Annotated in this window: 23 protein-coding genes and 1 pseudogene; 12 read left to right on the top strand and 12 right to left on the bottom strand. The window is 64.2% G+C overall.

Annotated elements, in window-relative coordinates:
* Nucleotides 1-3 precede the first annotated feature (3 nt).
* From rimM to rpsP, 3 genes are all read right to left on the bottom strand, one after another.
* Entirely contained in the window at nt 4-546 is a 543-nt protein-coding gene (rimM, locus tag ACFVHU_RS00550) for a ribosome maturation factor RimM (protein ID WP_133833441.1), read from the bottom strand.
* A gap of 154 nt (nt 547-700) precedes the next feature.
* Nucleotides 701-943, bottom strand: coding sequence for an RNA-binding protein (locus ACFVHU_RS00545; protein WP_038991490.1), 243 nt, complete (start codon nt 941-943; stop codon nt 701-703).
* Nucleotides 944-945: 2 nt separating this feature from the next.
* Nucleotides 946-1,356, bottom strand: coding sequence for a 30S ribosomal protein S16 (gene rpsP / locus ACFVHU_RS00540; protein ID WP_105657730.1), 411 nt, complete (start codon nt 1,354-1,356; stop codon nt 946-948).
* A 250-nt stretch (nt 1,357-1,606) separates the two neighbouring features.
* Between rpsP and ACFVHU_RS00535 the strand changes: the two genes are divergently transcribed.
* Entirely contained in the window at nt 1,607-2,236 is a 630-nt protein-coding gene (locus tag ACFVHU_RS00535) for a LysE family translocator (RefSeq protein WP_388021884.1), read from the top strand.
* 46 nt (nt 2,237-2,282) lie between these two features.
* Here ACFVHU_RS00535 and ACFVHU_RS00530 read toward each other — a convergent pair whose 3' ends face one another.
* The 3 genes from ACFVHU_RS00530 to ACFVHU_RS00520 form a co-directional block, all read right to left on the bottom strand.
* Entirely contained in the window at nt 2,283-4,019 is a 1,737-nt protein-coding gene (locus ACFVHU_RS00530; RefSeq protein ID WP_388021882.1) for a hypothetical protein, read from the bottom strand.
* A gap of 63 nt (nt 4,020-4,082) precedes the next feature.
* Nucleotides 4,083-5,138: a FecCD family ABC transporter permease gene (locus ACFVHU_RS00525; protein ID WP_388021880.1), complete on the bottom strand. Its 1,056-nt coding sequence runs from the start codon at nt 5,136-5,138 to the stop codon at nt 4,083-4,085.
* A complete protein-coding gene (locus tag ACFVHU_RS00520) occupies nt 5,135-6,082 on the bottom strand; it encodes an iron ABC transporter permease (protein WP_286134219.1) in 948 nt (315 codons plus the stop codon). Before ACFVHU_RS00520 ends, ACFVHU_RS00525 begins: the two co-directional genes overlap by 4 nt.
* A gap of 253 nt (nt 6,083-6,335) precedes the next feature.
* Here ACFVHU_RS00520 and ACFVHU_RS00515 point away from each other — a divergent pair, with 253 nt between their 5' ends.
* A complete protein-coding gene (locus ACFVHU_RS00515; RefSeq protein WP_388021878.1) occupies nt 6,336-7,343 on the top strand; it encodes an ABC transporter substrate-binding protein in 1,008 nt (335 codons plus the stop codon).
* Nucleotides 7,344-7,461: 118 nt separating this feature from the next.
* Here the strand turns inward: ACFVHU_RS00515 and ACFVHU_RS00510 are convergent, their stop codons facing one another.
* Nucleotides 7,462-7,590 carry a hypothetical protein gene (locus ACFVHU_RS00510; protein ID WP_286134218.1) on the bottom strand — a complete coding sequence of 43 codons (129 nt, stop codon included), beginning with the start codon at nt 7,588-7,590 and terminating at the stop codon, nt 7,462-7,464.
* Between the two features lie 358 nt (nt 7,591-7,948).
* Here ACFVHU_RS00510 and ACFVHU_RS00505 point away from each other — a divergent pair, with 358 nt between their 5' ends.
* The 4 genes and pseudogenes from ACFVHU_RS00505 (at nt 7,949) to ACFVHU_RS00490 (ending at nt 10,627) form a co-directional block, all read left to right on the top strand.
* Entirely contained in the window at nt 7,949-9,757 is a 1,809-nt protein-coding gene (locus ACFVHU_RS00505; protein ID WP_388021875.1) for a glycosyltransferase, read from the top strand.
* A 78-nt stretch (nt 9,758-9,835) separates the two neighbouring features.
* Nucleotides 9,836-10,192, top strand: a complete 357-nt coding sequence (locus ACFVHU_RS00500) for a hypothetical protein (protein WP_388021873.1) — start codon at nt 9,836-9,838, stop codon at nt 10,190-10,192.
* 51 nt (nt 10,193-10,243) lie between these two features.
* A pseudogene (locus ACFVHU_RS00495) lies at nt 10,244-10,394 on the top strand (DapH/DapD/GlmU-related protein); the annotation flags it as partial.
* Entirely contained in the window at nt 10,373-10,627 is a 255-nt protein-coding gene (locus ACFVHU_RS00490) for a hypothetical protein (protein ID WP_388021871.1), read from the top strand. The pseudogene ACFVHU_RS00495 and the gene ACFVHU_RS00490, both read left to right, overlap by 22 nt.
* A gap of 78 nt (nt 10,628-10,705) precedes the next feature.
* Here the strand turns inward: ACFVHU_RS00490 and ACFVHU_RS00485 are convergent, their stop codons facing one another.
* Nucleotides 10,706-11,575 (bottom strand): VOC family protein, encoded by an 870-nt coding sequence (locus ACFVHU_RS00485; RefSeq protein WP_388021869.1) that lies wholly within the window; start codon nt 11,573-11,575, stop codon nt 10,706-10,708.
* A gap of 694 nt (nt 11,576-12,269) precedes the next feature.
* On the opposite strand from ACFVHU_RS00485, the gene ACFVHU_RS00480 reads away from it, so the two are divergent.
* The 5 genes from ACFVHU_RS00480 (at nt 12,270) to ACFVHU_RS00460 (ending at nt 19,134) form a co-directional block, all read left to right on the top strand.
* Nucleotides 12,270-13,316, top strand: coding sequence for a thermonuclease family protein (locus tag ACFVHU_RS00480; protein WP_388021867.1), 1,047 nt, complete (start codon nt 12,270-12,272; stop codon nt 13,314-13,316).
* Nucleotides 13,317-13,520: 204 nt separating this feature from the next.
* A complete protein-coding gene (locus ACFVHU_RS00475; RefSeq protein WP_388021865.1) occupies nt 13,521-15,227 on the top strand; it encodes an AMP-binding protein in 1,707 nt (568 codons plus the stop codon).
* A gap of 259 nt (nt 15,228-15,486) precedes the next feature.
* On the top strand, nt 15,487-16,908 hold the full coding sequence (locus tag ACFVHU_RS00470; RefSeq protein ID WP_388021863.1) for a GntP family permease: 1,422 nt from the start codon (nt 15,487-15,489) through the stop codon (nt 16,906-16,908).
* A gap of 25 nt (nt 16,909-16,933) precedes the next feature.
* On the top strand, nt 16,934-18,175 hold the full coding sequence (locus ACFVHU_RS00465; RefSeq protein WP_388021861.1) for a CaiB/BaiF CoA transferase family protein: 1,242 nt from the start codon (nt 16,934-16,936) through the stop codon (nt 18,173-18,175).
* Nucleotides 18,172-19,134 (top strand): hydroxymethylglutaryl-CoA lyase, encoded by a 963-nt coding sequence (locus ACFVHU_RS00460; RefSeq protein WP_388021859.1) that lies wholly within the window; start codon nt 18,172-18,174, stop codon nt 19,132-19,134. The genes ACFVHU_RS00465 and ACFVHU_RS00460 overlap by 4 nt, the downstream gene beginning before the upstream one ends.
* A 49-nt stretch (nt 19,135-19,183) precedes the next feature.
* On the opposite strand, the gene ACFVHU_RS00455 is transcribed toward ACFVHU_RS00460, so the two are convergent.
* Nucleotides 19,184-19,987 carry an IclR family transcriptional regulator gene (locus ACFVHU_RS00455; protein ID WP_332595301.1) on the bottom strand — a complete coding sequence of 268 codons (804 nt, stop codon included), beginning with the start codon at nt 19,985-19,987 and terminating at the stop codon, nt 19,184-19,186.
* A gap of 295 nt (nt 19,988-20,282) precedes the next feature.
* On the opposite strand from ACFVHU_RS00455, the gene ACFVHU_RS00450 reads away from it, so the two are divergent.
* Nucleotides 20,283-21,995, top strand: a complete 1,713-nt coding sequence (locus tag ACFVHU_RS00450) for an AMP-binding protein (protein WP_388021857.1) — start codon at nt 20,283-20,285, stop codon at nt 21,993-21,995.
* A 79-nt stretch (nt 21,996-22,074) separates the two neighbouring features.
* On the opposite strand, the gene ACFVHU_RS00445 is transcribed toward ACFVHU_RS00450, so the two are convergent.
* From ACFVHU_RS00445 to ffh, 3 genes are all read right to left on the bottom strand, one after another.
* Nucleotides 22,075-23,268, bottom strand: coding sequence for a hypothetical protein (locus tag ACFVHU_RS00445; RefSeq protein ID WP_388021855.1), 1,194 nt, complete (start codon nt 23,266-23,268; stop codon nt 22,075-22,077).
* A 99-nt stretch (nt 23,269-23,367) separates the two neighbouring features.
* A complete protein-coding gene (locus ACFVHU_RS00440; RefSeq protein WP_388021853.1) occupies nt 23,368-24,594 on the bottom strand; it encodes a hypothetical protein in 1,227 nt (408 codons plus the stop codon).
* Entirely contained in the window at nt 24,581-26,146 is a 1,566-nt protein-coding gene (ffh, locus tag ACFVHU_RS00435) for a signal recognition particle protein (protein ID WP_388021851.1), read from the bottom strand. Before ffh ends, ACFVHU_RS00440 begins: the two co-directional genes overlap by 14 nt.
* Nucleotides 26,147-26,245 lie beyond the last annotated feature (99 nt).

Below are 26,245 nucleotides of genomic sequence, written 5' to 3'. Positions count from 1 at the left end.
GGCTTACTTTTGTCCCTCTTCGTCGCTGCCGTCTTCATCGCTGTTCAAGGTCAGCAGGCCTGCCGGCGGGGTGATGACCACGATGCCGGCTTCCGGATCGATCTCTGGGACGAATTCGTCGACGAACGGGAGGTAGATCTCCTGGCCGTCAGCGTCTTCGAAGACCAGCAGGTCCTGGGCGGGGTTGGTGCGCAGTGCGGTGATGGTACCGACCTGCTCGCCATCGAGCATGACCTTCAGGTCCAGCAGTTCATGCTCGTACCATTCGTCCGAGTCGTCTTCCGGCTGGTCGGAAACTTCAATCTCAAGGCGCGCGCCGCGCAGGGTTTCAGCCTGGTTGCGGTCGGCGATTTCCTTGAAGGAGAGCAGCAGGATGGTCTTGTTCCAGCGCGCATTGGCGATGGTCAGCGTCTTGACCGGGCCGTCGACGACGATGAGTTCTTCGCCAGCGGTGAAGCGCTCTTCCGGGGTGTCGGTCATGACCTGGGCGGTGACTTCGCCACGGATGCCGTGGGGCTTGCCGATGCGGGCAACCTGCAATCGCATAGTCTGCTGCTCTTTCTGCACTGTGTTCCGTGGCGTGTGCCGGGAGACTGGAATGGAAATTCTAGGGGTAAACACGAAAGGAGTTTCCGTCACTAGTTAGGACGGAAACTCCTTTCGTTTCGAAGCCAACTTAAAAGCCAGACCTCTAAGTTGCTTAGCCTCGGCGACGGTCGGTGTCGATTACATCGACACGTACCGGCTCCTTGGCCAACGCTGCCATTACGGTGCGCAGTGCTCGTGCGGTGCGTCCCTGGCGTCCGATCACACGACCGAGATCCTCAGGGTTCACACGTACTTCGAGCAGGTCGCCGCGGCGGGTGGACTTCAAGGCGACCTTGACGTCTTCCGGTTCCTCGACAACCCCGCGTACCAGGTGGTCTAGCGCGTCAACGAGCACTGTTACTCAGCCTCGGTAGCTTCGGCCTCTGCCTCTTCAGCAGCTGGCTTTTCAGCCTTCTTGGTGATTGCCTCTGGGAGGATCACCGAACCCTTGTCAGGAGCAACGAATGCTGGCTTAGGCTCGGCAACCTTGTAGGTGCCTTCCTGGCCATCGATGCCCTTGAACTTCTGCCAGTCACCGGTGATCTTCAGCAGTGCGTGTACCTGCTCGGTTGGCTGAGCGCCAACGGACAGCCAGTACTGTGCACGATCCGAATCGATCTCGATAACCGATGGGTTCTCGGTTGGGTGGTACTTGCCGATCTCCTCGATGGCACGGCCATCGCGCTTAGCGCGCGAGTCCATGACGACAACGCGGTAGAAAGGTGCGCGCATCTTACCGAAGCGCTTCAGACGAATCTTTACGGCCACTTTTGTGGTCTCCTGTTTCTCAACATGGTCGAATCCAATTTTTAGCACCTGTGGGGCAGGCCTTACTGGTCGGATTCTAAAAGGACAGGACTCATAGCGGAGAGAGGGGCCACTGCGAATCGAGTACCCTGCAATTATGCCAGAGAGCGTGCGCGGTGGCCAACTCTAATTGGCCCCGCGCGTCGGGCGAAGATCATGAGCTTGCTCACCCTGGGGCCTGCGCCCAGCTGCAACTTCTAACATTGAGTGCATGACCGTTGCTTCCGCCTTGCTGGGTTTCAGTATAGTTGCCGCCCTGATGACGTTGATTCCGGGTGTCGATACCGCGCTGATCCTGCGATCGGCCATTGCCCGGGGACGCGGTGGAGCGCTGCTGGCGGCGCTGGGGATCTGCACGGGAGTATTCGCTTGGGGTGTGGCCGCGGCCGCGGGAGCTTCGGCAATTCTGGCCGCCTCATCTCTGGCCTACCAGGTGCTGGTCTATGCCGGCGCAGCCTATCTGGTGTTCCTGGGCGGGCAGATGATCCATCGGAGCCTGCGGGGCAAGCAGTTGGCCACGATCCATGTCCCGGTATCGCACAGCAGGTATCGAACCTACCTGACCGGGCTGGTGACCAACGTGCTGAACCCGAAGATCGGCGTCTTCTATATCGCTGCGATCCCGCAGTTCACCCCGGCGGGCACCAACGCCCTATTCATGGGCATGGGGCTATCCGCGGTGCATGTTGCACTGACCCTGGTGTGGGCAGTGGCCTTGGTATACGGGGTTCGGATCGCTGGCCGCTGGCTGGGCTCAGCGAAGTCGGTGTCCTGGATGGACCGGATCACCGGGACGGTGCTGATCGGTTTCGGACTGAAGGTCGCGCTCTCGCGCCCATAGCATCTTGGCCACGCCGGCAGGTGCAGCAGTTCGCGGCTCCGGGTGCTCAGGCGGCCACCGGAACACTGTTTCTTCGCGGTACCTGCATCGGGTCCAGGTGCTTGGGCAGCAGGATGTGAGCCAGTCCCCCAACGGTAACCAGGGTCAGCAATCCTGCATGAATGGCATGGTGGTGCCTCCGGCACAGGCAGCTGCCATTGCGCGATGAAGTGCACCCGCCACGTTCCCACCAGTTGTCGTGATGGTATTCGAGCATTTCAGGCGGTGCGGTGCATCCCGGGACGATGCATCCGCGGTCGCGGGCGAAAATTGCGCGCTTCATTGCATCCGTGAAGAAGCGTTCCTTGCGTCCTACATCCAGCGGTTGCCCATCGGGTCCGAAGACCACCCGGTAGATCTCGCCTTGGCAGATCAGCTGTGCGGTGTCCACGGAATCGAGTTTCACCCCGTGGTCGGAGGTGGCGCGAAGCTTGGCCGGATCTCCAAGATCCTGCGGATCGCGCAACTGGATATGGATGCCGATCCTTGGAATGATTCCATTGGGCGCGGCACCTGCCGTGCGCCCTCTCAGCGCGGCCAATAGTGCGTTGAGCCGGCGCTGGGCCACCGGAACCTCCCCATCGCCAAGCAGCAGGGACGCTTGGAGGCCTTCGCCTGCTCCGCCTGCGCCGCGCGTTTCCTGCTCATCAACAAGCTTGTCAGGTTGTTGCTGCGCTCCGGACAAGGATTCTTCCTCCCCGTGCCCGTCCTGGGCCCATGGCGGTGGTGGTTCCTTGCTGCTGAACAGGTCGTCGGTGGCTGATTGCCCGGCATTTGCCCCGGGATCCGCTTCCTGCTGGTCCTCTGAGGCGTTCTGGCCATCATCAGGGGCAGCGCCTGAACCGGATTTGGCGGCACGGGCGGCTTTGCCTGCTTTGGTACGCGGGTTATCGGCCTGGGCCAGGGTGGAGCGGAATTCCTCGCGCTGGGTCCCGGCGATGTAGAGCTCGTACTTGTCGCAGTCGCCCACGGTGCCTCGCGGATAGATTCCGGGTGCCGGGTTCCTGGTTTGCTTGCGGGCCCTGCGCTCGGCGGAAAGCATCGCCGCGAGCTGGGTCTCGCGGGTGGCACGGTCAGGTTCCTGCAGCAGGGCCGCGGCTTGGTGATCGAGCAGTTGGCCCTGTTCATTGCGGGCGGCCGGTTCCAGCGGCCGGCCTTGGAAGCTCGTGTCAGCCGGCTCGAATTTGTCCAGTGCGCGGGCCGTGCGGGCAATCAGCCGCGGGTCCAGATCCGGCGCTTCGGCGTAGAGCCTGGCCAGCTGGGACAAGCGCGGGGCGGCGGTGCTGCCATCCATGAGGCGCCGGGCGATGAGCAGGTGCGCGTCGTTCACCCAGTGCTGCCCCTCATGGGCGTTGATCCCCAGCCAGCTGGCCAGGAAGTCGCCGGTGTTCTGGTAGTGGGCGCGGCCTGAATGCTGTCGGGCGGGGCGGTCGTAGCTGGTCCGCGATGCGGAAACGGCCGCCAGCTCATCGTCTTCCAGCAGGTGGGCGCCGGTTGATTCGAGATGGATAGCGCAGTGCAATTGCTCCCGCAGGGTGTAGCGGTAGAGCGTTTCAATCAGCCGTGCATGCCCCGCCGCCACCCGCGGGTCATCGGACTCGCGCAGGGTGCAGGAGAGCTTGGCCAGCAGCGCGCAGCAGGAAGCCATCAGCTCAAGGAGCACTTGGATCGCTCCGCGCGGGAGCGACCCGGTGATGGATTCGCGCAGGATCTGGATCGCTGCGGCTAGCTGGTGGATGCCCATGGACCCATCATGGGCGCGGCCAGAGGCCCGAGCTGGCAGCCATCGCCAACTGTGGATAAACCGCTAGCCGCGTTGGCGGACCTTGGATTGGCGGATGACCAGGAAGATCAGGTACGGGGCGCCAATCACCGCGGTGGCCACCCCGGCGGGCAGGATCACCGGGAAAGCCCGGGCCGCAACCAGGTCGGCCAGCAGCACGAAGATCGCCCCGATCAGCGCGGCATGGGGCACCGGCGGGATGGTGCCGCGGGCCACCAGCCGCGCGGCATGCCCGCTGGCCAGCGCAACGAAGGCCAGCGGCCCGGCGATCACGGTCGCGGCAATGGCCAGCAGCGAGGCGATGCCGAGCATCAGGACCCGGTCGCGCCCCAGGTTCATGCCCAGCGCGCGGGAGGTATCCGAATCCAGCGCCAGCACCTCGCGCTGGTTGCGCAGCAGCGCGGCCGCGGCCAGTCCCAGCACGATGACCACCGGCGCGAAGGCCAGGTCGGCCCAGGAGATCGCGTTGATGGTCCCGGCCAGCCAGGTCAGCGCCTGCTGGGCGTTGTAGATTTCTCCCAGGGTCAGCATCCAGGAGGTCAGTGCGGCGCACAGCCCGGAGAAGCCCAGGCCCACCAGCACCAGCCGGTTGCTTTCCAGGGACCTGTGCCAGACCAGCGCGAAGACCAGGGTCGAGACCAGCAAGCCGCCCAAGGTGGCGGCAATGGGCAGCCCGTAGTGCACCAGCAGTTCCGAACGCCCGCCGGCGTGCACGCTCAGGGCCAGCACGGCCACTGCGCCCAGGGCCGCGCCGTTGGTCACCCCGAGGATGTCGGGGCTGGCCAGCGGGTTGCGCGCCACGTTCTGGGTCAGCGCCCCGGCCACTCCGAAGCCGGCCCCGGCCAGCACCGCAGCCACGCTGCGCGGCAGCCGGAACTCGATGATCGTCAGCTCGGTGCGCGGATCCGGGGCCGCGCCGAAGAGCGTGGCCACCACATCGCCCAGCGCGATCGGGGTGCCCCCGATGGCCAGGTGCAGGCAGAAGGCCGCGAGGGCCACGGCCAGCAGGATCAGGCCGGTAGCCACAGCGCGCCGGGCGCGCACCGCGGAAGCGGGGGTGCGGATCGCCGGGGCGCTCATACGGTGACCGCCTTGCGGCGCCGGGCCACGTAGATGAAGAAGGGCGCGCCGAGCAGCGCGATGACCACGCCCACGGGCAGTTCCCCGGGGCGGGCCAGCATGCGGCCGAGCACATCGGCCACGCACAGCAGCAGCGCGCCGCACAGGGCCGAGCCGGGAATCACCCAGCGGTAGTCGGCGCCGAAGATGCGCCGGGAAATATGCGGTACCAGCAGGCCCAGGAAGGCGATCGGCCCGGCCAAGGTGACCGCCAGCCCGGACAGTGCCACGATCGCCGCCAGCCCCAGCCCGCGGGCATGCAGGGCGGTGACCCCGAGGCTGCGGGCGGAATCCTCGCCCAGGGTCAGCGCGTTCAGCCCGCGGGCATTGGCCAGCGCCAGCACGGTGCCGGCCACCAGCAGCGGCCACAGCGACAAGAAGGATTCGTAGCCTTGGACCACGGAGCCGACCTGCCAGAAGCGCAGGGTTTCCAGGGCGGCCTCGCTCAGCAGCACGATGGCCGAGACCACTCCGGCGCAGAGCGCGGTGACCGCCGCGCCCACCAGCAGCAAGGTGATGGGCGACCCCCCGCGTCCGTCGATGCGCCCGATGCCGAAGACCACCAGGGCCGCCAGCAGCGCTCCGCCCAGGGCCAGCAGCGCCTGGGTCCACGCCGGCAGCGGACCGGTGAAAGCGGCGACCGAGACGATGGCCAGGGCCGCGCCCTGGTTGATGCCCAGCAGGCCGGGTTCGGCGATCGGGTTGCGGGTGTGGCCCTGGATCAGCGTGCCGGCCATCCCCAAAGCGGCGCCGGCGGCCAGCGCGGTGACGGTGCGCGGCCAGCGGATCTCGCGGATGGCGATGTCGCTGACCTGGCCGTCGGGGGCCAGCAGCGCGTGGCGCAGCTCGGCGAAGCTGGAGGTGGTGCTGCCGATCCACAGGCTGAGCCCGATGGCGGCGCCCACGCCGGCGGCCAGGGCCAGCAGCGAGCTGATGCGCGGTGTGGTGCGGTCGATGGTCGGTGGCCTTTCTCGGGCCGCGCGGTGCGCGGCGGGTGCGTGCAGGATATGCGAAGCAATGATGTCGCAGGACCTTGACCGGGACGGCCGGATCCATGCTACTGTTCTTCTCGCGCGCTAAGCTTACCCTTGCCTAAGTGGGGCAAGCAAAAATACATCATGCGCTAATTAGTCAATCACCTTCATGGAAAGCACTCGCATGCACACTCCCCGCATTCTCGCCCTGAGCGCCGCACTGGCCGCGGCCGCACTGGCCCTGTCCTCCTGCGCCAGCTCCTCCCCGAGCACCGAGCCGGCAGAAACCGCCGCCACCGCGGAAGCCGATTCCAGCTTCCCGGCGGCCATCAAGCACTTCCGCGGCACCACCGAGCTGGCCGAACGCCCGCTGCGCGTCGCCGCACTGGACCCTTCCTACGTGGATGCCGCCATGCTGCTGGGAGCCGAGCTGGTGGCCTACACCGAATACCGCAAGGGCAACAACCCTTTCCCCGAGTACCTCGGGGACATCACCGAGCTGACCGATGAGGCCGTGAACGTCGGCACCATCACCGAACCGGATCTGGAAAAGCTGCTGGCCACCGAGCCGGACGTGATCATCTCCGCCGACGTGCGCCAGGGCGCCATGTACGACCAGCTGAACAAGATCGCCCCGACCATCTTCTCCGAGTCCACCGGACCAACTTGGAAGGAAAACGTGGTGCTGCTGGGCGAGGCCCTGGGCAAGAAGGAGCAGGCGGTAACGGCCGTGGCTGACTACGAGGCCCGCGCCGCCGCGGTGGGCAAGGAAATCCTGGCGAAGAAGCCCGAGACCACTTACTCGCTGGTGCGTTTCGCCGGCGAGGACACCGCGCGCCTGTACGCCACCGATTCGTTCATCGGCGAGATCATGGTGGACATGGGCATTCCGCGCCCGGAGGATGCCCCGGATACCACCGAGTCGATCTTCGTTCCGCTGTCGCCGGAGGAAATCCTGAAGGCCGACGCCGAAGTGATCTTCCAGTCCACCTGGGCCCCGGAAGGCGCCGAGGGCGACGCGTCGCGCGCCCAGGAAGACAAGTTCACCTCCAACCCGTTGTGGGAGAAGCTGGAAGGCGAGGTCATGCAGGTCGACGACTCGATCTTCCTCTCCTCGGTGTCGTTGCAGGGCGCCCACGAGGTCATCACCCAGGTGGCCGAGCACTTCGAGGTCGACCCGCAGCTGCCGTAAGCGGCGCCCGGAAAACCGGCAATTAAAATACTCGAGTCCCTGCCCGGCGTCGTTCGCCATAGGCAGGGACTCGATTCATTTACCGGCTCCGCGCGCGGGAGCCGGTGCCAATCAGTGGTTATCTGGCAGCTTTGCGCACCGGATCGACAGCGACCTCCGCGTGCTTCAGCCGCTTCTCAGCGCGCTTTTCCTTGATGCTCTTGCCTGGTTTTTTCGCTTCGCCCTTGCGTGGGGATTTGCTCGACATGACGTGCCGTCCTTTACCGGAGACGCGCTGCGCCTCCAACAAGTGTGGGGAGAGTACCCCATAACCTGAACCATAGGAAGTTTCGCGCCGAAGAGCAAGGGCTGGAGCCTTCCCGGCGATTCTCCCACGGCGTTCGGCGAGCGCCATGGCGTTCTCGAAGATACGTTCGAATCCGCGTTGGCGGCCTCTGCGGCCACTGGGCCCGCCTTGAGGTGCAGCTCAGGGAAATCGAGGCCGACACGACGGTGTCTTCCCAGCGCCCGCCTAGCTTCACCGCGTAGTCTGGAGTTTGGCGCGAGGAACTGCATATCCTCGCGCGAAATTAACTTTGCCGTGGTCAAACTAAGGATCATTCTCCGTGGATATCAGGGAACAGCAGTTGGACGCCTACATGGTCACGTGGAAGCTCGAGCGCGAATTCGGCGGGATGACCACCGTCTGCACCCAGCGCGCGGCCGCTTTCGCCCAGCGGCACGGTTCTGCCGCGGTGGTGACCTTCGGCCCCAACGAACAGCTCCCGCAGATCGTTGAGGAACTCGCCGCGCGCGGCAAGCTTTCGCCCAAGGTCCGGGTGCTCAATCCCTACCTCCATCTGGCGGACCATGACCTGCAGCCGCAGGGCAGCATCCCCGAGCGGAAGGCCGAACCGGGCTGCCTGGACTTCACGGTAAGCGAGTCCGTCCACCACCCTGGCCAGGACGCCGCCTTGTTCTGCGAGCACAGCGTCGCAGGCCCCGAAGACGGGATCAAGAAGACCACGTATTACCGCGCCGATGGCACCGCCTTCTTGTCCGATATGAAGTTCCATGACGGGAAGGCCCGTCGTATCGTTGAGGCTTTTGACCGCAGCGGAACCCTGGTGGCCCGCTTCCCCAGCGCGGCGTCGTTCTACCGCCATTGGCTGTCGCAGATCGTCGACCACCCGAACTCCTTGGTGGTCATCGACAGCAAGTACACCGCGGCCATGCTCGCTTCCTGGAAACCGGTGCACGTGCCCAAGGTATTCGCGTTCCACAGCATCCATGTGGCCAAGGGGCAGGACCTTGCCAGCGGCCAGCTCTCCAAGGGCCACGAACCCATCATCGAAGAACGATCCAACTGGGATGCTTTTGTCTTCCTGACCCACGCCCAGCGCCAGGCCTATGTCGACCGCTTCGGCGAAGCAGACTCGGCATTCGTCATTCCCAACCCGCTGAAGCCCGCAATGGTGCAGCCACCTATGCCGGCACGCAGCTCGACCGACCTCATTGTTGCCGGCTCGCTGACCCCCAACAAGAACGTAGCCGCCGCCCTGGATGTCCTCCACGAGCTGGCCCTTCGCGGCAAGCGGCCGACACTGCACGTTGTGGGCGAGGGCAGCGAACACGCCGCACTGGCGGAAAGGGCCGCCGAGCTGGGCCTGCGCGAGTCGGTAATCTTCCACGGCTACTCCGACCAGCTCCCCCGCCACTTCGCTTCCTGCACGGCCCAATTATTCACCTCGACCAACGAGGGCCAGGCGCTGGTCATCCTCGAGGCCCAAGCCCAGGGATGCATCCCGGTGTCCTTCGACATCAACTTCGGCCCTGCCGACAGCATCACCGATGGGCATAACGGCTTCCTGGTCCGCCATGGCGATATCCAGGCCATGGCCGACCGGGTGCAGCAGCTCATGGACGATCCCGCCCTGGCCGCCCGGATGTCGCAGCAGGCCCGCACTTTTGCCAGCGAGTACCAAGCTCGCGATCTAGTCTCACTTTGGGAGGACACCATGTCCATAGCCAAGATGCTCAAGAAGCTGGGCGCGAAGAACCGCGTCCCGCATTTCGAAGCAAAACTGCGGGGCGTCGACTTCCCTGACGGCCAGGGATTGCAGGTGCGGGTGGAGCATCGGGCCCACGTCGAAGACCTACCCGAACCGGCAACCTTCGAACTGGTCTTCGTCAATCGGGACAGCAAGGAAGAAATTGCGGCCGTGGCCAGCAGCAGCGTGGACGAGCAGCTGGCGGTCTTCGATGTGGAACCGCAGCTCTTGGGCGAGACCCAGGAACAGGATGCAGCGGTGGACGTGAACCTGCGCCTGCGCGTGGGCAGGGCCATGGAAATGAAGCGCTTGGGTCTGCCCGAATCAATGATCCTGCCGTACTTCACCACGCAGAAGAACCTCTCCTTCCGCCCTAAGCAGTAGCCGGGCAGCAGGTCGCATCCAGCGCGCGTTCGGGACTTGCTGACAATTCTCCAAATCCGGTCCCATAAAGTCGATCGCATGCGAATTCAGATGTCCCAACTGCGGCCGCTGCTCAAAAGCCACCGGATCCTCATGACGGTTCCGGGCATGAAGGATTTCGAGAACACCGGAAGCACCTACAATCCCGAGGCGTGGATCAGCTACCAGGAAGACCTCGCGCTGGATCCCTACACCACCTTCTGGGGAACCAGCGGAACAGCCCTTCCGCGCATGGGCGCGTTCTCCTACACCCATTCAAAGCTCAACAAGGCCATCAGCGTCGGGCGGTTCACCTCGATCGCCAAGGGCGTGACGGTCATGGGAGCCAAGCACCCCCTGGAGTGGGCATCGACCAGCCCGGTGTTCTACAACCAGCGGCTGCTGATGCACACCTAGGCGGCTGATCACGGCGCGGAACTGGGGACGACGAAGTACGGCTACACGCCGGGGAAGATCTCCATCGGCAACGATGTATGGATCGGCGAAAAGGTCACGCTGGGCCATGGGGTCGCCATCGGCGACGGCGCGGTCATCGCCTCGAATTCCGTAGTCACCAGCGACGTCGAGCCGTACACCGTGGTCGGCGGCCTGCCGGCCAAGAAGATCCGCGACCGCTTCGATGCGCCGACCGTCCAGGCCCTCCAGGCATCGCAGTGGTGGCAGTACGCCCCGGAGAACCTGACCCACCTGGACGTGGCCAACCCGGCCGCCTTCGCCCAGCAGGTGCTAGAGCAGGCCGAGGCAGGGAATGTACGGCCATTCCAGACGAGGCCCTTGACCGCCAAGACCATTGCCGAGCACCTGCAGGGCCTGGGCACCGGAACCGGGTGAAGACAGGAAGTGCCCCCGGGCGCTCGCCGCTTCAGCGAGCGCCCGGGGGCAATGAAGCCTCGGTGCGTTGTCTCCGCGTTAGCCTACGGCGACGCGCAGTTCGTTGTTCCAAGGGTCCCGGAAGCGAAGTTCGGCTCCGGTGTGGTGGTTTGCCACCTTGGCGTAGGCCAGCCGCTCGGCGAGCTTGCCCACTTCTTCTTCGGTCGGGACGTTGATCAGCACTTCGCCCAGCCCCAGCGTGTCCTTGCGCGGGCCGGCTCCGCGCGAGTTCCAGACGTTCATGGCCATGTGGTGGTGGTACCCGTCGGCCGAGACGAACAGTGCCTGCTCGCCCAGGGTGGTGGTTTCGTCAAAGCCCAGGGTGCTGACGTAGAACTGGCGGGCGGTTGCGACATCGCCCACCTGCAGGTGCACGTGGCCTACATCCGCGGCGGCCTTGCGCTGTTCGGCAATGGCCTGCTCGGTCAGGTGCTCATTGAGGAACTTGTTCGGATCCAGGTAGATGGTGTCCATGGCCACCTCGCCGCCGCTCCAGCTCCAGGTATCGCGCGGGCGGTCCCAGTACAGCTCGATGCCGTTGCCCTCCGGGTCGGTGAAGTAGAACGCTTCGGATACCAGGTGATCGGAGCTGCCCACGAAGCGGCTCTGGTCGAACTGGGCTGCCGACAGGACGGTCGCAGCCAGATCAGCCTTGGTGTCGAAGAGCAGCGCGGTATGGAACAGGCCCGCTTCGTTGCGCGACGGGAGCTGCAGTCCTGGCGCGTTCTGCAAGTTGACCAGTTCCTGGGTACCGCGGCCCAGGCGGGTGCCTTCGGCTGATTCGGCCAGCACTTCAAGGCCCAGGGCCTTCTGGTAGTACTCGCTCATGATTTTCATGTCGCCGACCTTGAGCTGGACTGCGTTCATGTGGGTGGTGGCCGCTAGTTTGTCTTGCTGGAGTACTGACATGGCAAGCTCCTTTTCCAAGTGCATCGATTCCTTATTGATTAACAGCCTATCGCAAATTACTTGATGCTTCAATGAAATTGGGATGTTCAGCCGATCACAGCGAATTCTGTTCCGGAACCCCGGCTGCACGGAATCCATCCGCGAGGATTGATGAAACCGCGACCCTAGAAGTCCAGCACAAACAGCGACTGACTTCCCTGGCCAAAGAACTCAAAACCAAAAAGGAAGTAGCCCGCGAGCTGCCCGAGGATTCTGGAGGCGGGAATCCGATGGCCGAGCTCCCGCGCATGAACCATCCGCGGGGCAACTTTGCCCGCGAGTCCTAGCCATGCAACCCCAACAAGGAGAAGCCTGGCCCCTAGCAGCGGGACGCGCAGAAGAACGAAGGGCCAAACCGCTAGGCGCACCCTGGTTACCCCCTAGCAAACGACCGGATTCAGATTCGGGCCGGCCTTGCCCCTCAATCTAGGCCAATCAAATCCATGCTGGCAGACACCTGCGAAGCGAAAACACTTGCGGTCATAATAAAAGCTGGTTGCCAATCCAATTGCCAGTTCTTGCAACCAGCATCCGAAAGTCATATGCGTCAAAGAATTTGAATATTCAATAAAAATGCATAACTTGAGAACATCACTAGACTGCCCTGCAAAGCCTTCAGGGCATCCTCACTCGCACAACAAGGAACCAATAAGAATTGAAGAAAACAACTGCATGGATATCCATTGCGCTCACCGGGTCGCTGGTCACTGCAGGAGCCGTCGTCGCGGCCACGCACAATTCAGACAATCACGGAATCGTCACGCGCGTAATTGACGGTGACACCGTAGATATGACCATCGCCGGCAACGAGACGCGGGTGCGCTTGCTGAACATCGACACTCCGGAAACCGTAGACCCAAATAAGGCCGTAGAGTGCTTGGGCCCCGAAGCTTCAGAGCATTTGGAATCATTGCTTCAGCCTGGGGACAAAGTCGACCTGGAGTACGACATCGAACGAGAAGATCGCTACGGCCGCACACTGGCCGCCGTCTACAAGGACGATGAGTTCATCAACAGGTCCATCGCCGCTGCTGGCCTAGGCATCGCCGTGAAGTACGAGCCGAACACCAAATTCTACAACGAGGTGCTCGAAGGGCAGAACGAAGCCGAAAAACGCACCTCTGGCCTATTCAGTCCGGAAGTATCTTGCACAATCGCCTCGCAAGCCAGTAATGCAATCTACGCGCTCAATCAGGTTCCAGACGAAGCCGCCACGGCCATCGACGAAGCCGAGTCCTTGGCGGGAGAAGCTGCAGCCGCCGTGGCAGCAGGTCTCGCGACCAGCAAGGCACTCAAGTCCATAACTCCCAGCTCCCACCCAGTTACGGCGGCCCTGCTCGCAAGTTCATTCAAGGACGCGGTTGGCACCCTCGAGCACTCAATCAAAGAAACCCAGAAGCTAGAAGACAAGCATTCTGAGCGCCGCAATGAGCTCATCAAGGAAGAAAAAGAACGCAAGAAAAAAGAGGCCGCAGCTAAAGCCAAACGCGAGGCCGAAGCCAAGCGCAAAGCTGAAGAAATTGCGGAACGTCAGGCCGCGCAACGCGCGGCCGAACGTCAAGCCGCAGAGCGACAGGCCACATCGCAACCAAGGGCCACTACGCCACGACGCAGTACGCCAATACAGCCTTCGGTACCTAAAAATTACAATGGCCCACGCTGCTACGCACCAGGGGGAAAAACATGGAAGCCCTGTGGTTAGCTCATCAGGACTGCTAAGCGACAGCTAGTAATTCAAAGCCGGCCGAGCCTCGCGCATTCCAGTATTGCGCGGGGCTCGTCCATTTATTCAGGTCAAGTACCAGCACGCTTCCTCTTCCACTCGCTAGGACTTCCAAGTATATTGACTGGTGATCCACCTCACCTTGGGTTTTGGTGGTTTACCCAGAGCTACGGAAGGTTAGTTGTGAGCGTTACCGAAGAATTCAGAGCAGCCCGTGACCGTCTCCTGGAGCTAAGGGAGGATTACCACCAGGCTCGCGCCGAGTTCGCATGGCCGGAATTCACCCATTTCAATTTCGGCTTCGACTGGTTCGACCACGTCGCCCGGGATCCGCAGCGCTCCGAGCGCCCAGCACTGGTCATCGCCGAATCCGACGGCCGCTGCACCCAGCGGACCTGGGCAGAACTATCAACCCGGTCCACCCAACTTGCGCGCTGGCTCAGCGACCAGGGCATCAAGCGCGGGGATTCAATCGCCATCATGCTGGGCAACCAGGTCGAGCTTTGGGAATCGATGCTGGCAGGCATCAAGCTGGGTGCGGTCATGGTCCCCTGCACCACGCAGCTGACGCCCACCGACCTGGCCGACCGCATTGCCCGCGGCCATATCCAATGGGTCATCACCAACGAGGGCGAAATCCCCAAGTTCGAATCGGTGCCGGGCGATTACACGCTAATCCAGATCGGCGGGCAGCCGCCGGCTGGCATCCTCGACCATTCCCAGTCGTGCTCGGCAGAAGCGGCCTTCGCACTGGAGCACCCGACCCGCGCCGATGAAACGCTGCTGCGCTATTTCACCTCCGGCACCACCTCGAAGGCCAAGCTGGTCGAGCATACGCATACCTCGTATCCGGTCGGGCACTTGAGCACGATGTTCTGGATCGGCCTCGAACCAGGCGATGTCCACCTGAACGTCGCCTCGCCGGGCTGGGCAAAGCACGCGTGGTCCAACTTCTTCACCCCGTGGATCGCCGAAGCGACGGTCTTCATCTACAACTACGACCGCTTCGACCCAGTGGCCCTGATGAACCAGATGGACGCCCAGCAGGTCACCAGCTTCTGCGCGCCACCGACCGTCTGGCGCCTGCTCATCCAGGCCGACCTCGGTGCGCTGGAGCATCCGCCGCAGAAACTGGTCTCGGCCGGCGAGCCGCTGAATGCAGAGGTCATCGACCAGGTCCACAAGGCCTGGGGGCAGGTGATCCGCGACGGGTTCGGGCAGACCGAAACCACGGTGCAGATCGCCAATCCCCCGGCGGAGCCCATCACCATCGGCGCCATGGGACGCCCGATGCCCGGCTACGAGATCGTGCTGCGCGATCCGGCCACCGGGGAAGAAGGAGATGTGGGCGAGATCTGCCTGGTCACCGCCCAGCGCCCGCTGGGGCTGATGAAGGGCTACTTCGAGAACGAGGAAAAGACCAATGAGGTCTTCCGGGACGGGGTCTACCACACCGGGGATATCGCCGAGCGGGACGAACGCGGCGTCCTGACCTATGTGGGGCGCGCCGATGACGTCTTCAAATCCAGCGACTACAAGATCAGCCCTTTCGAGCTCGAATCGGTTCTGATTGAGCATCCGGGCGTGGCCGAAGCGGCCGTCGTTCCAGCACCGGATGAGCTGCGGCTGACGGTGCCCAAGGCCTACATCGTCGCTTCCGGCGGGCATGAGCCCGGACCGGAATTGGCCGAATCGATCCTGGCCTACTGCCGCGAGCACCTTTCGGCTTTCAAGCGCATCCGCCGGCTGGAATTCGCGGACCTGCCCAAGACGATCTCGGGCAAGATCCGCCGGGTGGAGCTGCGCCAGGCTGAAGAGGACCGGCACCGCGCTGGCGCCCCGGCGGGCACCGAATACAGGGACACCGACTTCCCGAATCTCAAGGGGTAGAGACCTCGAGCATCCAGGGCGCATTCCGGACATGGCTTCGGCAGGCGCCCTGGATTTTTCTCTTCCCTCGAAACGTCCACCAGCCCATCACCGCTCCCCTTCCTCGCGTCAAGCCGCCAGGGTTCGCATCGGGTTTATTTCCAGAGGTTTCCCGCTTAAGAAGCAAATAGTTTACATCGTGAGCTGACACTCATACTATGAGTTCTCATGCCGTGGCTTATGTCACACTGCTCCCCGATTCCTCTAGAACGGATCCAACATGTCCGATATCGCGATTCTGATAAATACCGCGGTGGCCGTGCTTGCCGCCGTGGTGCTTATCGTGAAATTCAAGGTCAGCCCAGTCATCGCCTTGGTCATTGGCTCGCTCTACCTGGGCCTATCCACCGGCTTGGGAGTCACCAAGACCATCGAGACCATCACCCAGGGTTTCGGCGACATCATGGTGGAAGTCGGACTGCTGGTGGCTTTCGGCGTGCTGATGGGTTCCATCCTCAATGAGACCGGCGCCATCCGCCGCCTGGTCGAGCACCTGCTGAACACCTTCGGCCCCAAACGGCTGCCATACACCATGGCGTTGGCTGTCAGTACCGCGCTGCAGACCATTTTCCTCGATGTGCTGCTGGTCATCGCGGCCCCCTTGGCCCGGCGCATGGCGCCGAAAATCGGCAAGCACGGAACCGCGCGCATTGCCACGGCCATGGCCATCGCCGGCGAGGTCGGCATCGTCCTCATGGTCCCTGGCGTCGGCGCCGTCGCCTTGGCCGGTATGCTTGAAGTTCCCCTGGGCAAGATGCTGATCTTCGGCCTGCTGGTCGTCGTGCCCACGGTCTTGATTTCCGTCGCCATCATGTCCTTCTTCTTCGACCGGGGCTTCTGGAAAGCCGAGAGCGATGAGCAGCTGCTGGCGCAAGAGGAGCCGACACCGGGAACCCGCAAGCTGGAGCACGGCGAAGGAACCGGCCAGGATGCGGCACGCACCGGTAAGGCCGGAACGGCCGCCGCGGCCACCGCGGTGCAGACCGGGCAGCGCCGCGAGGCGCCCCTGTTCCTGCTCTTCCTGCCGTTGCTCGCATCCTTGCTGCTCATCGCCAGCGGCGCGCTGGCCGAAATCCTGGGCTATGAGGCCAGCTGGATCCAGCTGGTCGGCAATCCGGTAGTTGCCCTGCTCATCGGCCTGGTCGGAACGATTGCCGTGGCACGCTACACCATCGGCCAGAAGGCGATTGACCGCGGCGTGGCCAGCGGGTTCAGGGAGAGCGGGCAGATCCTGCTGCTGACCGGTGTCGGCGGCTCCTTGGCAGCCACGGTTTCCACGGCTGGATTGGGCGACATCATGGGCCAGTTCTTCTCGGCCAGCACCGTTGCACCACTGGTAGTGGTCTGGGGCATCGCGGCCCTGCTTCACATTGCCGTTGGCTCGGTGACCCTTTCCGGGATTACTGCCGCAAGCCTCTTGGCACCGATCGCCCCGAGCCTGGGCATCGACCCGGTGCTCATCGCGTTGGCGGCAGGTTCCGGAGCGCTGTTCATGGTCCACGTCACCTCGAACACCTTCTGGCTCCTGCAGTCGTTGTTCGGGCAGACCGTGCGCGGTGCCCTGAAGACCGTCAGCGTAGGCGTCTCGGTCGCATCCATCGTGGCCCTTGGAATGGTCATGATCCTCAACATCTTCATTTAGCGCGACAGCAAAGGAACGGCAGAACATGTCAGAGCACATCACCCCATTGAAGGGTGTCCGCGTTCTCGAATTGGGCAATTACATTGCCGCCCCCACTGCAGGCCGGCTCCTGGCGGACTTCGGCGCCGAGGTCATCAAGGTGGAACGCCCGGGAACCGGGGACGAGCTGCGAAATTGGCGGCTCAAGAAGGGCAGCGTCTCGATGCTGTACCGGACGATCAACCGCAACAAGAAGTCCATCGTCTTGGACCTGCGCAGCGATGCCGGCCGGGAGGCCGTGCTGGAACTGGCCAAGCACTGCGATGTGCTGCTGGAAAACTTCCGACCGGGCACCCTGGAGAAGTGGGGCCTGGGTCCAGAGGAACTCAGCGCCGTGAATCCGGACCTGGTGATCACCCGCATCTCGGCCTTCGGCCAGACCGGGCCGCTCTCCGAGCGCCCGGGCTTTGCCGCCGTGGCCGAAGCTTTCAGCGGCTTCCGCAATCTGGTGGGCGATCCGGATCGCGCGCCGGTTCGTGTCGGCGTATCGATTGGCGATTCCATTGCCGGACTGTACGCCGCGTTCGGCGCGGTGATGGCGCTCTACCAGCGGGAGATGGCGCGCGGGGAAAAGGCCTCCCTCGGGTTGGACCATCGCGTGATCGATGTGGCGTTGCACGAGGCGATGTTCTCCATGATGGAATCTTTGCTCCCGGACCACGGTGCCTACGGCGAAACCCGAACCCGCACCGGTGGACGCATGGAAGGCATCGCGCCATCCAATGCCTATGTCTGCGCCGATGGGGCCAGCATTGTCGTCGCCGGAAACGGTGACGGAATCTACCGCCGCTACATGGAAGCCATCGGCAGGCCGGAGCTCGGGGCCGATCCGCGGCTGCAGGGCAATGCCCAGCGTTGGGAGGCCAGGGAAATGCTGGATGCCGCCATTGGCCAGTGGGCCGCAAGCGTGGATTCGAGCACGGCCCTGGCCATCCTCGATGCGGCAGGAGTTCCTGCCGGTCCGATCTACACCGCAAAGGACATTGCCAACGAGCCGCAATACATCTCCCGGAACATGATCCAGCATCTGGATGTCTCCACCGGAGAGGAAACCTTGCAAGGTGTCGGCTTCCCCGGCATCGTGCCGGTCATGGGAGGCACCTCGCTGCCCATTCGGAACCTCGGCCCCGACCTCGGGGAGCATACCGAACAGGTACTGGGCGGATTGCTGGGAATGACCGATGCGCAAATCGCGCAAGCCTCGGCTGGCGAAAGGAATATCGCGTGAGCTACTCATTCACCCCCGCAGCCGCGTTGCGCGACGTCACGCTGCGTGACGGGCTGCAGCTGACCGGGAAGCTGCTGAGCACCCCGGAGAAAATCAGGACTGTGCGCGAGTTGATCCGGCTCGGAGTACAGGAAATCGAGCTCGGCTCCATGGCGCGTGCCGACCTGGTGCCGCCCATGGCCAATACCCTCGATGTTGCCCGGGGGCTGCGCCCCGACGAGCTGGAACGCTGCTGGATCTGGGTGGCGACCCCGGGGCATGTGGCCAAGGCGGCCAAGGCGGGTATCCGGAACTTCCAGTATTGCCTCTCTGTTTCTGATGCGCACAACCAGGCGAACATCGGGCGCAGCACGGAGGCGAGCCTCGCCGCCCTGCCAGAAGCCGTGCGCTATGCCCAGGAAGCCGGCGGGCGCATCCAGCTGTGCCTGGCCACCTCGTTCACCTGCCCTTTCGAGGGGCAGGTCCCCGCCGAGCGCGTGCTGGAGATCGCCAATGATCCACGGGCAGAGGGCACCTGCGACATCGTCATCTGCGACACCCTGGGCCAAGCAGTTCCGGCACAGGTCGCCTCGCTCATTTCCAGGGTGCGCGGCGAAACCCCGCAACGGCGCATCGTGTTCCACGGCCACGATACCTGGGGGCTGGGTGTTGCCAATACGCTGGCAGCCATTTCGGCAGGAGCCACCCTGGTTGATGGAGCGCTCGGCGGCTTGGGAGGCTGTCCCTTCGCCCCCGGGGCCAGCGGGAACACGTCCAGCGAGGACATCCTGTTCGCCACCCAGCCGCCATGGCTCACGCCGCAGCGCTTTGCCGGGCTCGTCGGGCTCTCCGAATCCTTGCTGCAGGAGCTGGGCGAGCCGAACCGTTCCAAGTCGGCCCAGGGGGCGCGTTCCAAGGCAGAAGCCTTTGCCTGGGTGATCCCCTCTGATGCCACCCCGGATTGCGGCACCAGCCTCTAGTGCCGCTGCTGCCTGGTGCCGCCGCAGCCCTCGGACCGGGCGGGCGGCGCTAGGCGGAAGGCCGGTGGGTTTCGCCCGGGAAGCGTCCGCCGATCAGCCGGGTCATCCGTTCAGCAGTGTCCAGCAACGGCTCGATCCAGCTCTGGCAGGTCTCCCGCGGCATGCGCAGGGTGGGTCCGCTGATGGTCACCGCCGCCACCAGGCCCGCCGCGGAATCGAACACCGGTGCGGACAGTCCCGAGGCCCCGCTTTCACGCTCCCCCGTGGTGATCGCGAAGCCATCGGCGCGGGTCTGCTGAACCGCTTTCTCCAGGCTGGCCATGCCGGTAATCGTGGCATCGGTCAACGGCTGCAGCTGTGATTCCTGCAACCGCTGCATGAGCTCGGGCTTCCAGGCCAGCAGCACGCGGCCGGCAGATCCGGCATGCAACGGGGCGAGCTCACCCAGGTGCATTTCCCTGCGCAGCGCGTGGCGCGTTTCGGCAATGCCCACGCACACGCGGAATTGCTGCTCGGCACGGAAAAGGCAGGCTGTTTCGCCGGTGAAGTCGCGCAGTTCGCGCAGCGACGGGCTGATGACGTCCAGCACTTCCCGCCCCCGGGTCGCCGGCGCGGCCCAGTAGGCCATCTTCATCCCGATGCGGAAGCCGTCATCCTCGCGGTCCAAGAAACCCTGCCCCACCAAATTCGCGACAAGACGCTGCACCGTGGAGGCAGGCAAATCCGTTGCTTCACGGATATCGGCCAAGTTCATCACCGGCTGGCGCAGTGAAAAGGAATCGAGGATGGAACTGATTTTTCCCAAGACCAACAGGGGGTTGTGCTTCTTGGCGGGGGTCTCTTCCTTTGGCATATTCCAGACGCTAGACCATCGGCATCTGCGAGTCCAGTTGCCTGCCCGGCACTGCTCTCAGGATCCATGGCCAGCCCGCCACCGTCAGCGTCCCCGCCAACGGGTTCAGCCGGATCGGGCATTCGGTCACTATGCATGCCCGCACAGGAAGCTAGTGGACAAAATTCGTGAACTTCAGCACCTGCACCACGCATGGTGACGCAACAATTCGCCAGAACTGTGCACTGAAGTATATTGAATCCTGAAGACCGAAGAATTCTGTCGGGCGCAGGCGCCCATCACGCAAAGGACCCCCATGGGCAATACCGAGAAGTTCCGGGCAGCACGCGATCTGCTGCTGGCAGCACGCGATGACTACGACCGGGCTCGGGCAGAGTTCACGTGGCCGGAATTCACCGATTTCAACTTCGCCTACGACTGGTTCGACGAGGTAGCCAAGGACCCGGCGCGGGCCAATGAGCCGGCACTGATCCTCACTGAACCCGATGGCAGCTCGGCACGCTACAGCTGGGCCGAACTTTCGCGCCGCTCCACCCAGGTAGCCCGCTGGCTTTCCGACGAAGGCCTGCAGCGCGGCGATACCATCATCGTCATGCTGGGCAACGAGGTGGCCCTCTGGGAAGTGATGCTGGCCGGCATGAAGCTCGGCGCGGTCATCATCCCGACCACCACGCAGCTGGTCAGCGCGGACCTCGCCGACCGCATCGAGCGCGGCAACGCGAACTGGGTGATCACCAGCCATGACCAGGTCGCCAAATTCGAAGCAGTCCCCGGGGACTACCGGATCGTGCAGGTCCGCGGGCAGGCCGCCGAAGGGACCTTGCACTATGCCAAGTCCCACGACGCACCGGCTGAATTCCGCCTGGACTCCCCGACCCTGGCCGATGAGAACATGCTGCTCTACTTCACCTCGGGCACCACCTCGTTGGCGAAGCTGGTCCAGCACACCCATACCTCGTACACCATCGGCCACCTGGCAACGATGTTCTGGATCGGCCTGGAACCAGGCGATGTCCATCTGAATGTGGCGTCCCCCGGGTGGGGCAAGCACGCCTGGTCGAATTTCTTCGGCCCGTGGATCGCCGAAGCGACGGTCTTCGTCTACAACTACGAGCGCTTTGATCCGCTGGCGCTGATGAACCAGATGGATACGGAGAAGGTCACCAGCTTCTGCGCGCCGCCCACCGTTTGGCGCTACCTGATCCAGGCGGATCTGGGCACCCTGCAGACTCCCCCGCGCAAGCTGGTCTCTGCCGGCGAGCCGTTGAACGCCGAGGTCATCGACCAGGTGCGCACCGCATGGGGGCAGGTGATCCGTGATGGCTACGGGCAGACCGAGACCACGGTGCAGATTGCCAATTCGCCGGGTACCGAGGTGAAGGTCGGCGCGATGGGCCGCCCGATGCCGGGCTATGCGGTGGAGCTGCGCAATCCGACCACCGGGCAACTGGCCGAAATCGGGGAAATCTGCCTGCGCCTGGATCCCCGGCCTGCCGGCTTGATGAAGGGCTATTTCGCCGATCCGGAGAAAACCGCCGAGGCGCTGCGTGGCGGCGTGTACCACACGGGAGACATCGCCGAACGCGATGATGAGGGCGTCTTGACCTATGTGGGGCGTGCCGATGACATCTTCAAATCCAGCGACTACAAGCTCAGCCCCTTCGAACTGGAGTCAGTGGTCCTGGAGCATCCCGCGGTGGCCGAGGTGGCGGTGGTGCCTTCGCCGGACACGCTGAAGCTCTCGGTGCCCAAGGCCTTTGTGGTGCTGGCATCGCACGTCGAGCCCGGCGCGGAGATCGCCAAGGACATCCTCGGCTTCTGCCGCGAGCACCTGGCGCCGTACAAGCGGATCCGGCGGCTCGAATTCTCCGCGCTGCCCAAAACTATTTCAGGCAAGATCCGCCGCGTGGAGCTGCGCCTGGCCGAGGAAGAGCAGCATGCGGCTGGCACGACCCCGAGCGGCGAGTACCGCGATACCGACTTCCCTGAGCTGAGGGAACGCGGCTAGGAACAAAAAAGCAGAAGACAGCCCGGCGGGAAGCGGATTCAGCTTCCCGCCGGGCTGTCCTTTTGACTGCGGCGAGCGCCTAGCGCTTGTTCCTGGCCTTCAGCGCATCGACGATGCCCTTGCCCAGATAGAAGGCGCCATCTGCGTACCAGGCCAGCATCAGCAGCTGGCGCGCCGGCTTGGGCAACCAGGCGAACCTGCCGCTCTTGGCCAGGACCAGGTGCGCTGCCGCGCCGGAGGCCAGTACGGCGGCACCCGAACCCATCAGCGCTTTCGGATTCCAGTTGTGCCGGTACAGCAGCCGTTCCAGGCCCTTGGCCTCGCGCTCCTGCTCAGCCAGTGCGGACTTCAAGGTCTTGAACGGGCCGCCGGTGGCAATGACCCTGCGGTCTTCGGGCAGCGGGCGGCCGGTGAGGTAATCGATGCTGCGCGGATCGAAGCCGAAGAGCGAGACCAGGCGCTTCATGTCCTTCAGATCCCCGCTGCTGCACAGCAGCTGCTGGGCCTCGGCGCGGTCGGCCGGATCCGGAATCAGCTGCTCGATGATCTGCATTTCTTCTTCGTCCCAGCCAAAGAGCAAGCTGCTGAGCTCATCGAGGCGCACCGCTGCCGGCGAGCCGGCTTCCGGTTCCAGGATTGCCGTGCGTTCCAGGTCCACCACCATGGACACCGACGAACCGAACATGGTCCGGCGCGGGCCCTTGGCCTCGATGGTTGCGGTAATGACATTGCCGGTACGGTCCAAGCACAGGTACGGGCGGTTCGAGCGCGAGATGCTCGGGGCGTAGACCGGTTCCTTGGGCATGGCCATCAGCCCGGATGCATTTTCCCAAACGGTGATCTCGTTCTCGGCAAAGCCCGCTGCCAGCACCAGCTCGGAACCCTTGAGCTTCGGCCCGTGCAGCAGCTCGTTGGTGCCGCCGTACTCGCCGAGCTGCTCGTCATCCGGGTTGGGGCCGTCAATCTCGTCCCCGTCCACCAGCACGTAGCTGGCCCCGGTGGAGTTCTTCAGTTCGTGGACCAATTTGGTCACGCGCGAGCCTTCGCGCAGCTTGCCCTTGGCATCGATGCGGTAGAGCACCGCATCGCGGGCTTCGCTCACCGTGGCCACCTCGGCGGCTGCTTCAGTGGAGTTCTCGCGCTCAACAGCTCCGCCAATGAAACCCAGCAGGCGGCGATCGGCCAGCGCGGTGCGTACCAGTTGTGCAGATTCAGGCTTGTCGCCCATGAAAATGAACTCTAGGTTGAGGTAGTTGAACCCGGTTGAATCCACGAAAAGTAACCCCTTTGGTTATTTGGATATGGCGATAAGTCAATCATAGGCGGTAACCCGTGCCGTCCTGGCAGGCAGCGCCCGGGTGGTTGCCTGGCTCTAGCGCCGGCGCCGGGCGCGGAACCAGCGGACCGCGCCGAGGACGGTATTCCCGGTGGCATCAACATAGCCGAGCACCAGCAGCAGCACGATCACCCAGGGCGGCGCCCAGGGCTGCTGCCAATGGGTGGCCGCAAGCACCAGCGAGAACACCAGGGCCTCGATGAGCCCCAGCGCCAGCTGCGCGGCGGGTTTCCACGACAACGAGTTGTACCATCGCGGCCGGGCACCGGAGGTGCGGGATTCGGCGATCAGTGCACGGCCCACTGCCCTGGCCATTGACACCGGTTCGATCCGCCGCGCGTCCTCCGGAAGATCGGCGTCTTCCAGATAGCGGGCCAGGACCGGTGGATGCCCGAAGGTCTCCAGCACCCGCTGGGCCGACTGCAGGCTGCCGGTGCCCACCAGCGCCTGCTTGAGCCGCTCGATGTGCTCGGCGCCGACCAGAAGCCCGGCCAGCTCGTCGAGTTCCTGGCCATCCACGCTGTCCTGGTTGGCGAGCAGCCAGTCCAGTTCGCGCCGGGCGGGTGTTGAGGCCTGCGGCCAGAAGGCGGGGCTGGCCGCGACCGGCCAGATGTGCACCCAGGCCGGGTGCCCGCCGAGCTTGGCCGACTGCTTGCGGAACCAGAAGCTCGCGGTGAAGCGCGCGCCGGTGCGGCTGATCATGATCGCCGGATGCTGGCTCGCTGCCAGCACGCCGCCCACCAGGAAGCCCTCGTGCACGGCCACGGCCGCGCCGCCGGATTCCAGCGGCGGCAGGAGATGCCAGCTGGTTTTGCTCGCGGCGGCCAGCAGCCCCATGTCCTGCTCGTTCAGCGCGCCGATGGCCACGGTCCACCCCGGCGGCATGGCATCGAGCCGCGGATCCTCGATGGGCTCCCCGGTTTGCACCTCGGCGTCGTCCTGGTCGATGTACAGCGCACCGGTGCCCAGCTTCAGCGCCAGCGCGAAGTCCTCGACCTGCTGGCCCAGCCTGATGGCGCCCGCGGCGCCAGCGAGCAGCAAGAGCCCCTCGTGGTTCACCGCAAGGCTGGCTTCGATCATCGCCAGCCCGTTCCAGGGCACCGGCACGGAGACCAGCGAGATCACTTCGCGTGCGGCCAGCAGTGCGCGGACCGTGGCTTCGGCCTGCTGCGCCTGGGGTTCTTCGAAGAAAAGAGTCAGGGCGGCGACCAGCGTGTGCTCCTGGTCGCCGCCCTGCAAGGACTGGTTGCTACTTGTTGCCAAGGTACTTTTCGAAGCCCGCCGGCAGGTTCAGGCTCGAAGGATCGAAGTCCTGGTTGGCGCCCTGCCCGAAGGCGGCACCGCTCGGGGCGGCGGCCTTCTTGTTCTTGGCCTCCAGCTCGGCCTGCGCGGCCCTGGCCGGGTTGCCGAACTTCTGCTGCTTCTTGCCCTTGCCCTTGGCCTTCGCCTTGCGGGCAGCGCCCTTGCCGGCCCCCGGCATGCCCGGGATGCCGCCGCCGGCAGCCATCTTCTTCATCATCTTCTGCGCTTCGGCGAAACGCTCCAGCATCTGGTTCACCTCGGAGACCGAAACACCCGAGCCCTTGGCGATACGCGCGCGGCGCGAGCCGTTGATGATCTTCGGAGCCACGCGCTCGTGCTGGGTCATCGAACGGACGATGGCCTCAACGCGGTCGATCTGGCGTTCGTCGAACTGCTCGAGCTGCTGGCGGGAGATCTGCGCGCCGGGCATCATGCCCAGCAGCTTCTTCATCGAGCCCATCTTCTTGATCTGGGCCATCTGGGCCAGGAAGTCGTCCAGGGTGAAGTCTTCCTGGTCGGCGAATTTCTTCGCCATGCGCTCGGCTTCGGTCTTGTCCCAGTTCTTCTCGGCCTGCTCGATGAGCGTCATCACATCGCCCATGTCCAGGATGCGCGAAGCCATGCGGTCCGGGTGGAAGATCTCGAAGTCGTCCAGGTTCTCGCCGGTGGAGGCGAACATGACCGGCTTGCCGGTGACCGAGGCGACCGACAGCGCGGCACCGCCTCGGGCATCGCCATCGAGCTTGGAGAGCACGACACCGGTGAAGTCGACGCCCTCGTGGAAGGCCTGGGCGGTGTTGACCGCGTCCTGGCCGATCATCGCGTCGATGACGAAGAGGACTTCATCCGGGTTGATGGCGGCGCGGATGTTCGCGGCCTGGGCCATCATCTCGGTGTCCACGCCCAAGCGGCCGGCGGTATCGACAATCACGATGTCGTGCAGCTTGGCCTTGGCCTCGGCTACGCCGTCGCGGGCTACCGCTACCGGGTCGCCGGTGGCGGTGTCGAATTCCGAGGAGACGCCCGGGTGCGGTGCGTAGACCGGCACCCCGGCACGCTCGCCGTTGATCTGCAGCTGCTTGACGGCGTTGGGGCGCTGGAGGTCGCAGGCCACCAGCAACGGGGTGTGGCCCTCGGACTTCAGGTGCTTGGCCAGCTTGCCGGCCAGGGTGGTCTTGCCGGCACCCTGCAGGCCGGCGAGCATGATCACCGTCGGCGGGTTCTTGGCCAGGTTCAGGCGGCGGGTTTCCCCGCCCAGGATGCCAACGAGTTCCTCGTTGACGATCTTGACGACCTGCTGGCCCGGGTTCAGCGACTCGGAGACCTCGGCACCCAGAGCGCGTTCCTTCACCTGGGCCACGAAGCCGCGGACCACCGGTACGGCAACGTCGGCGTCAAGCAGGGCGCGGCGGATCTCGCGTGCGGTACCGTCGATATCCGCTTCAGTCAGGCGGCCCTTGCCGCGCAGGTTCTTGAAGGTTGCTGTCAGGCGATCGGAAAGTGAATTAAACACGTGCCGGGCACTTCTTTCGATAGGTCTTGTGGTGCGCATTGGAAAATCGCACAGGACTCAACTCCCAAGAATATCAATAATCGGGCGCTGGACTAACCA

This window comes from Glutamicibacter sp. NPDC127525 (assembly GCF_042672105.1).
Lineage (GTDB): Bacteria > Actinomycetota > Actinomycetes > Actinomycetales > Micrococcaceae > Glutamicibacter.
This window is presented reverse-complemented; position numbering and strand designations above follow the sequence as displayed.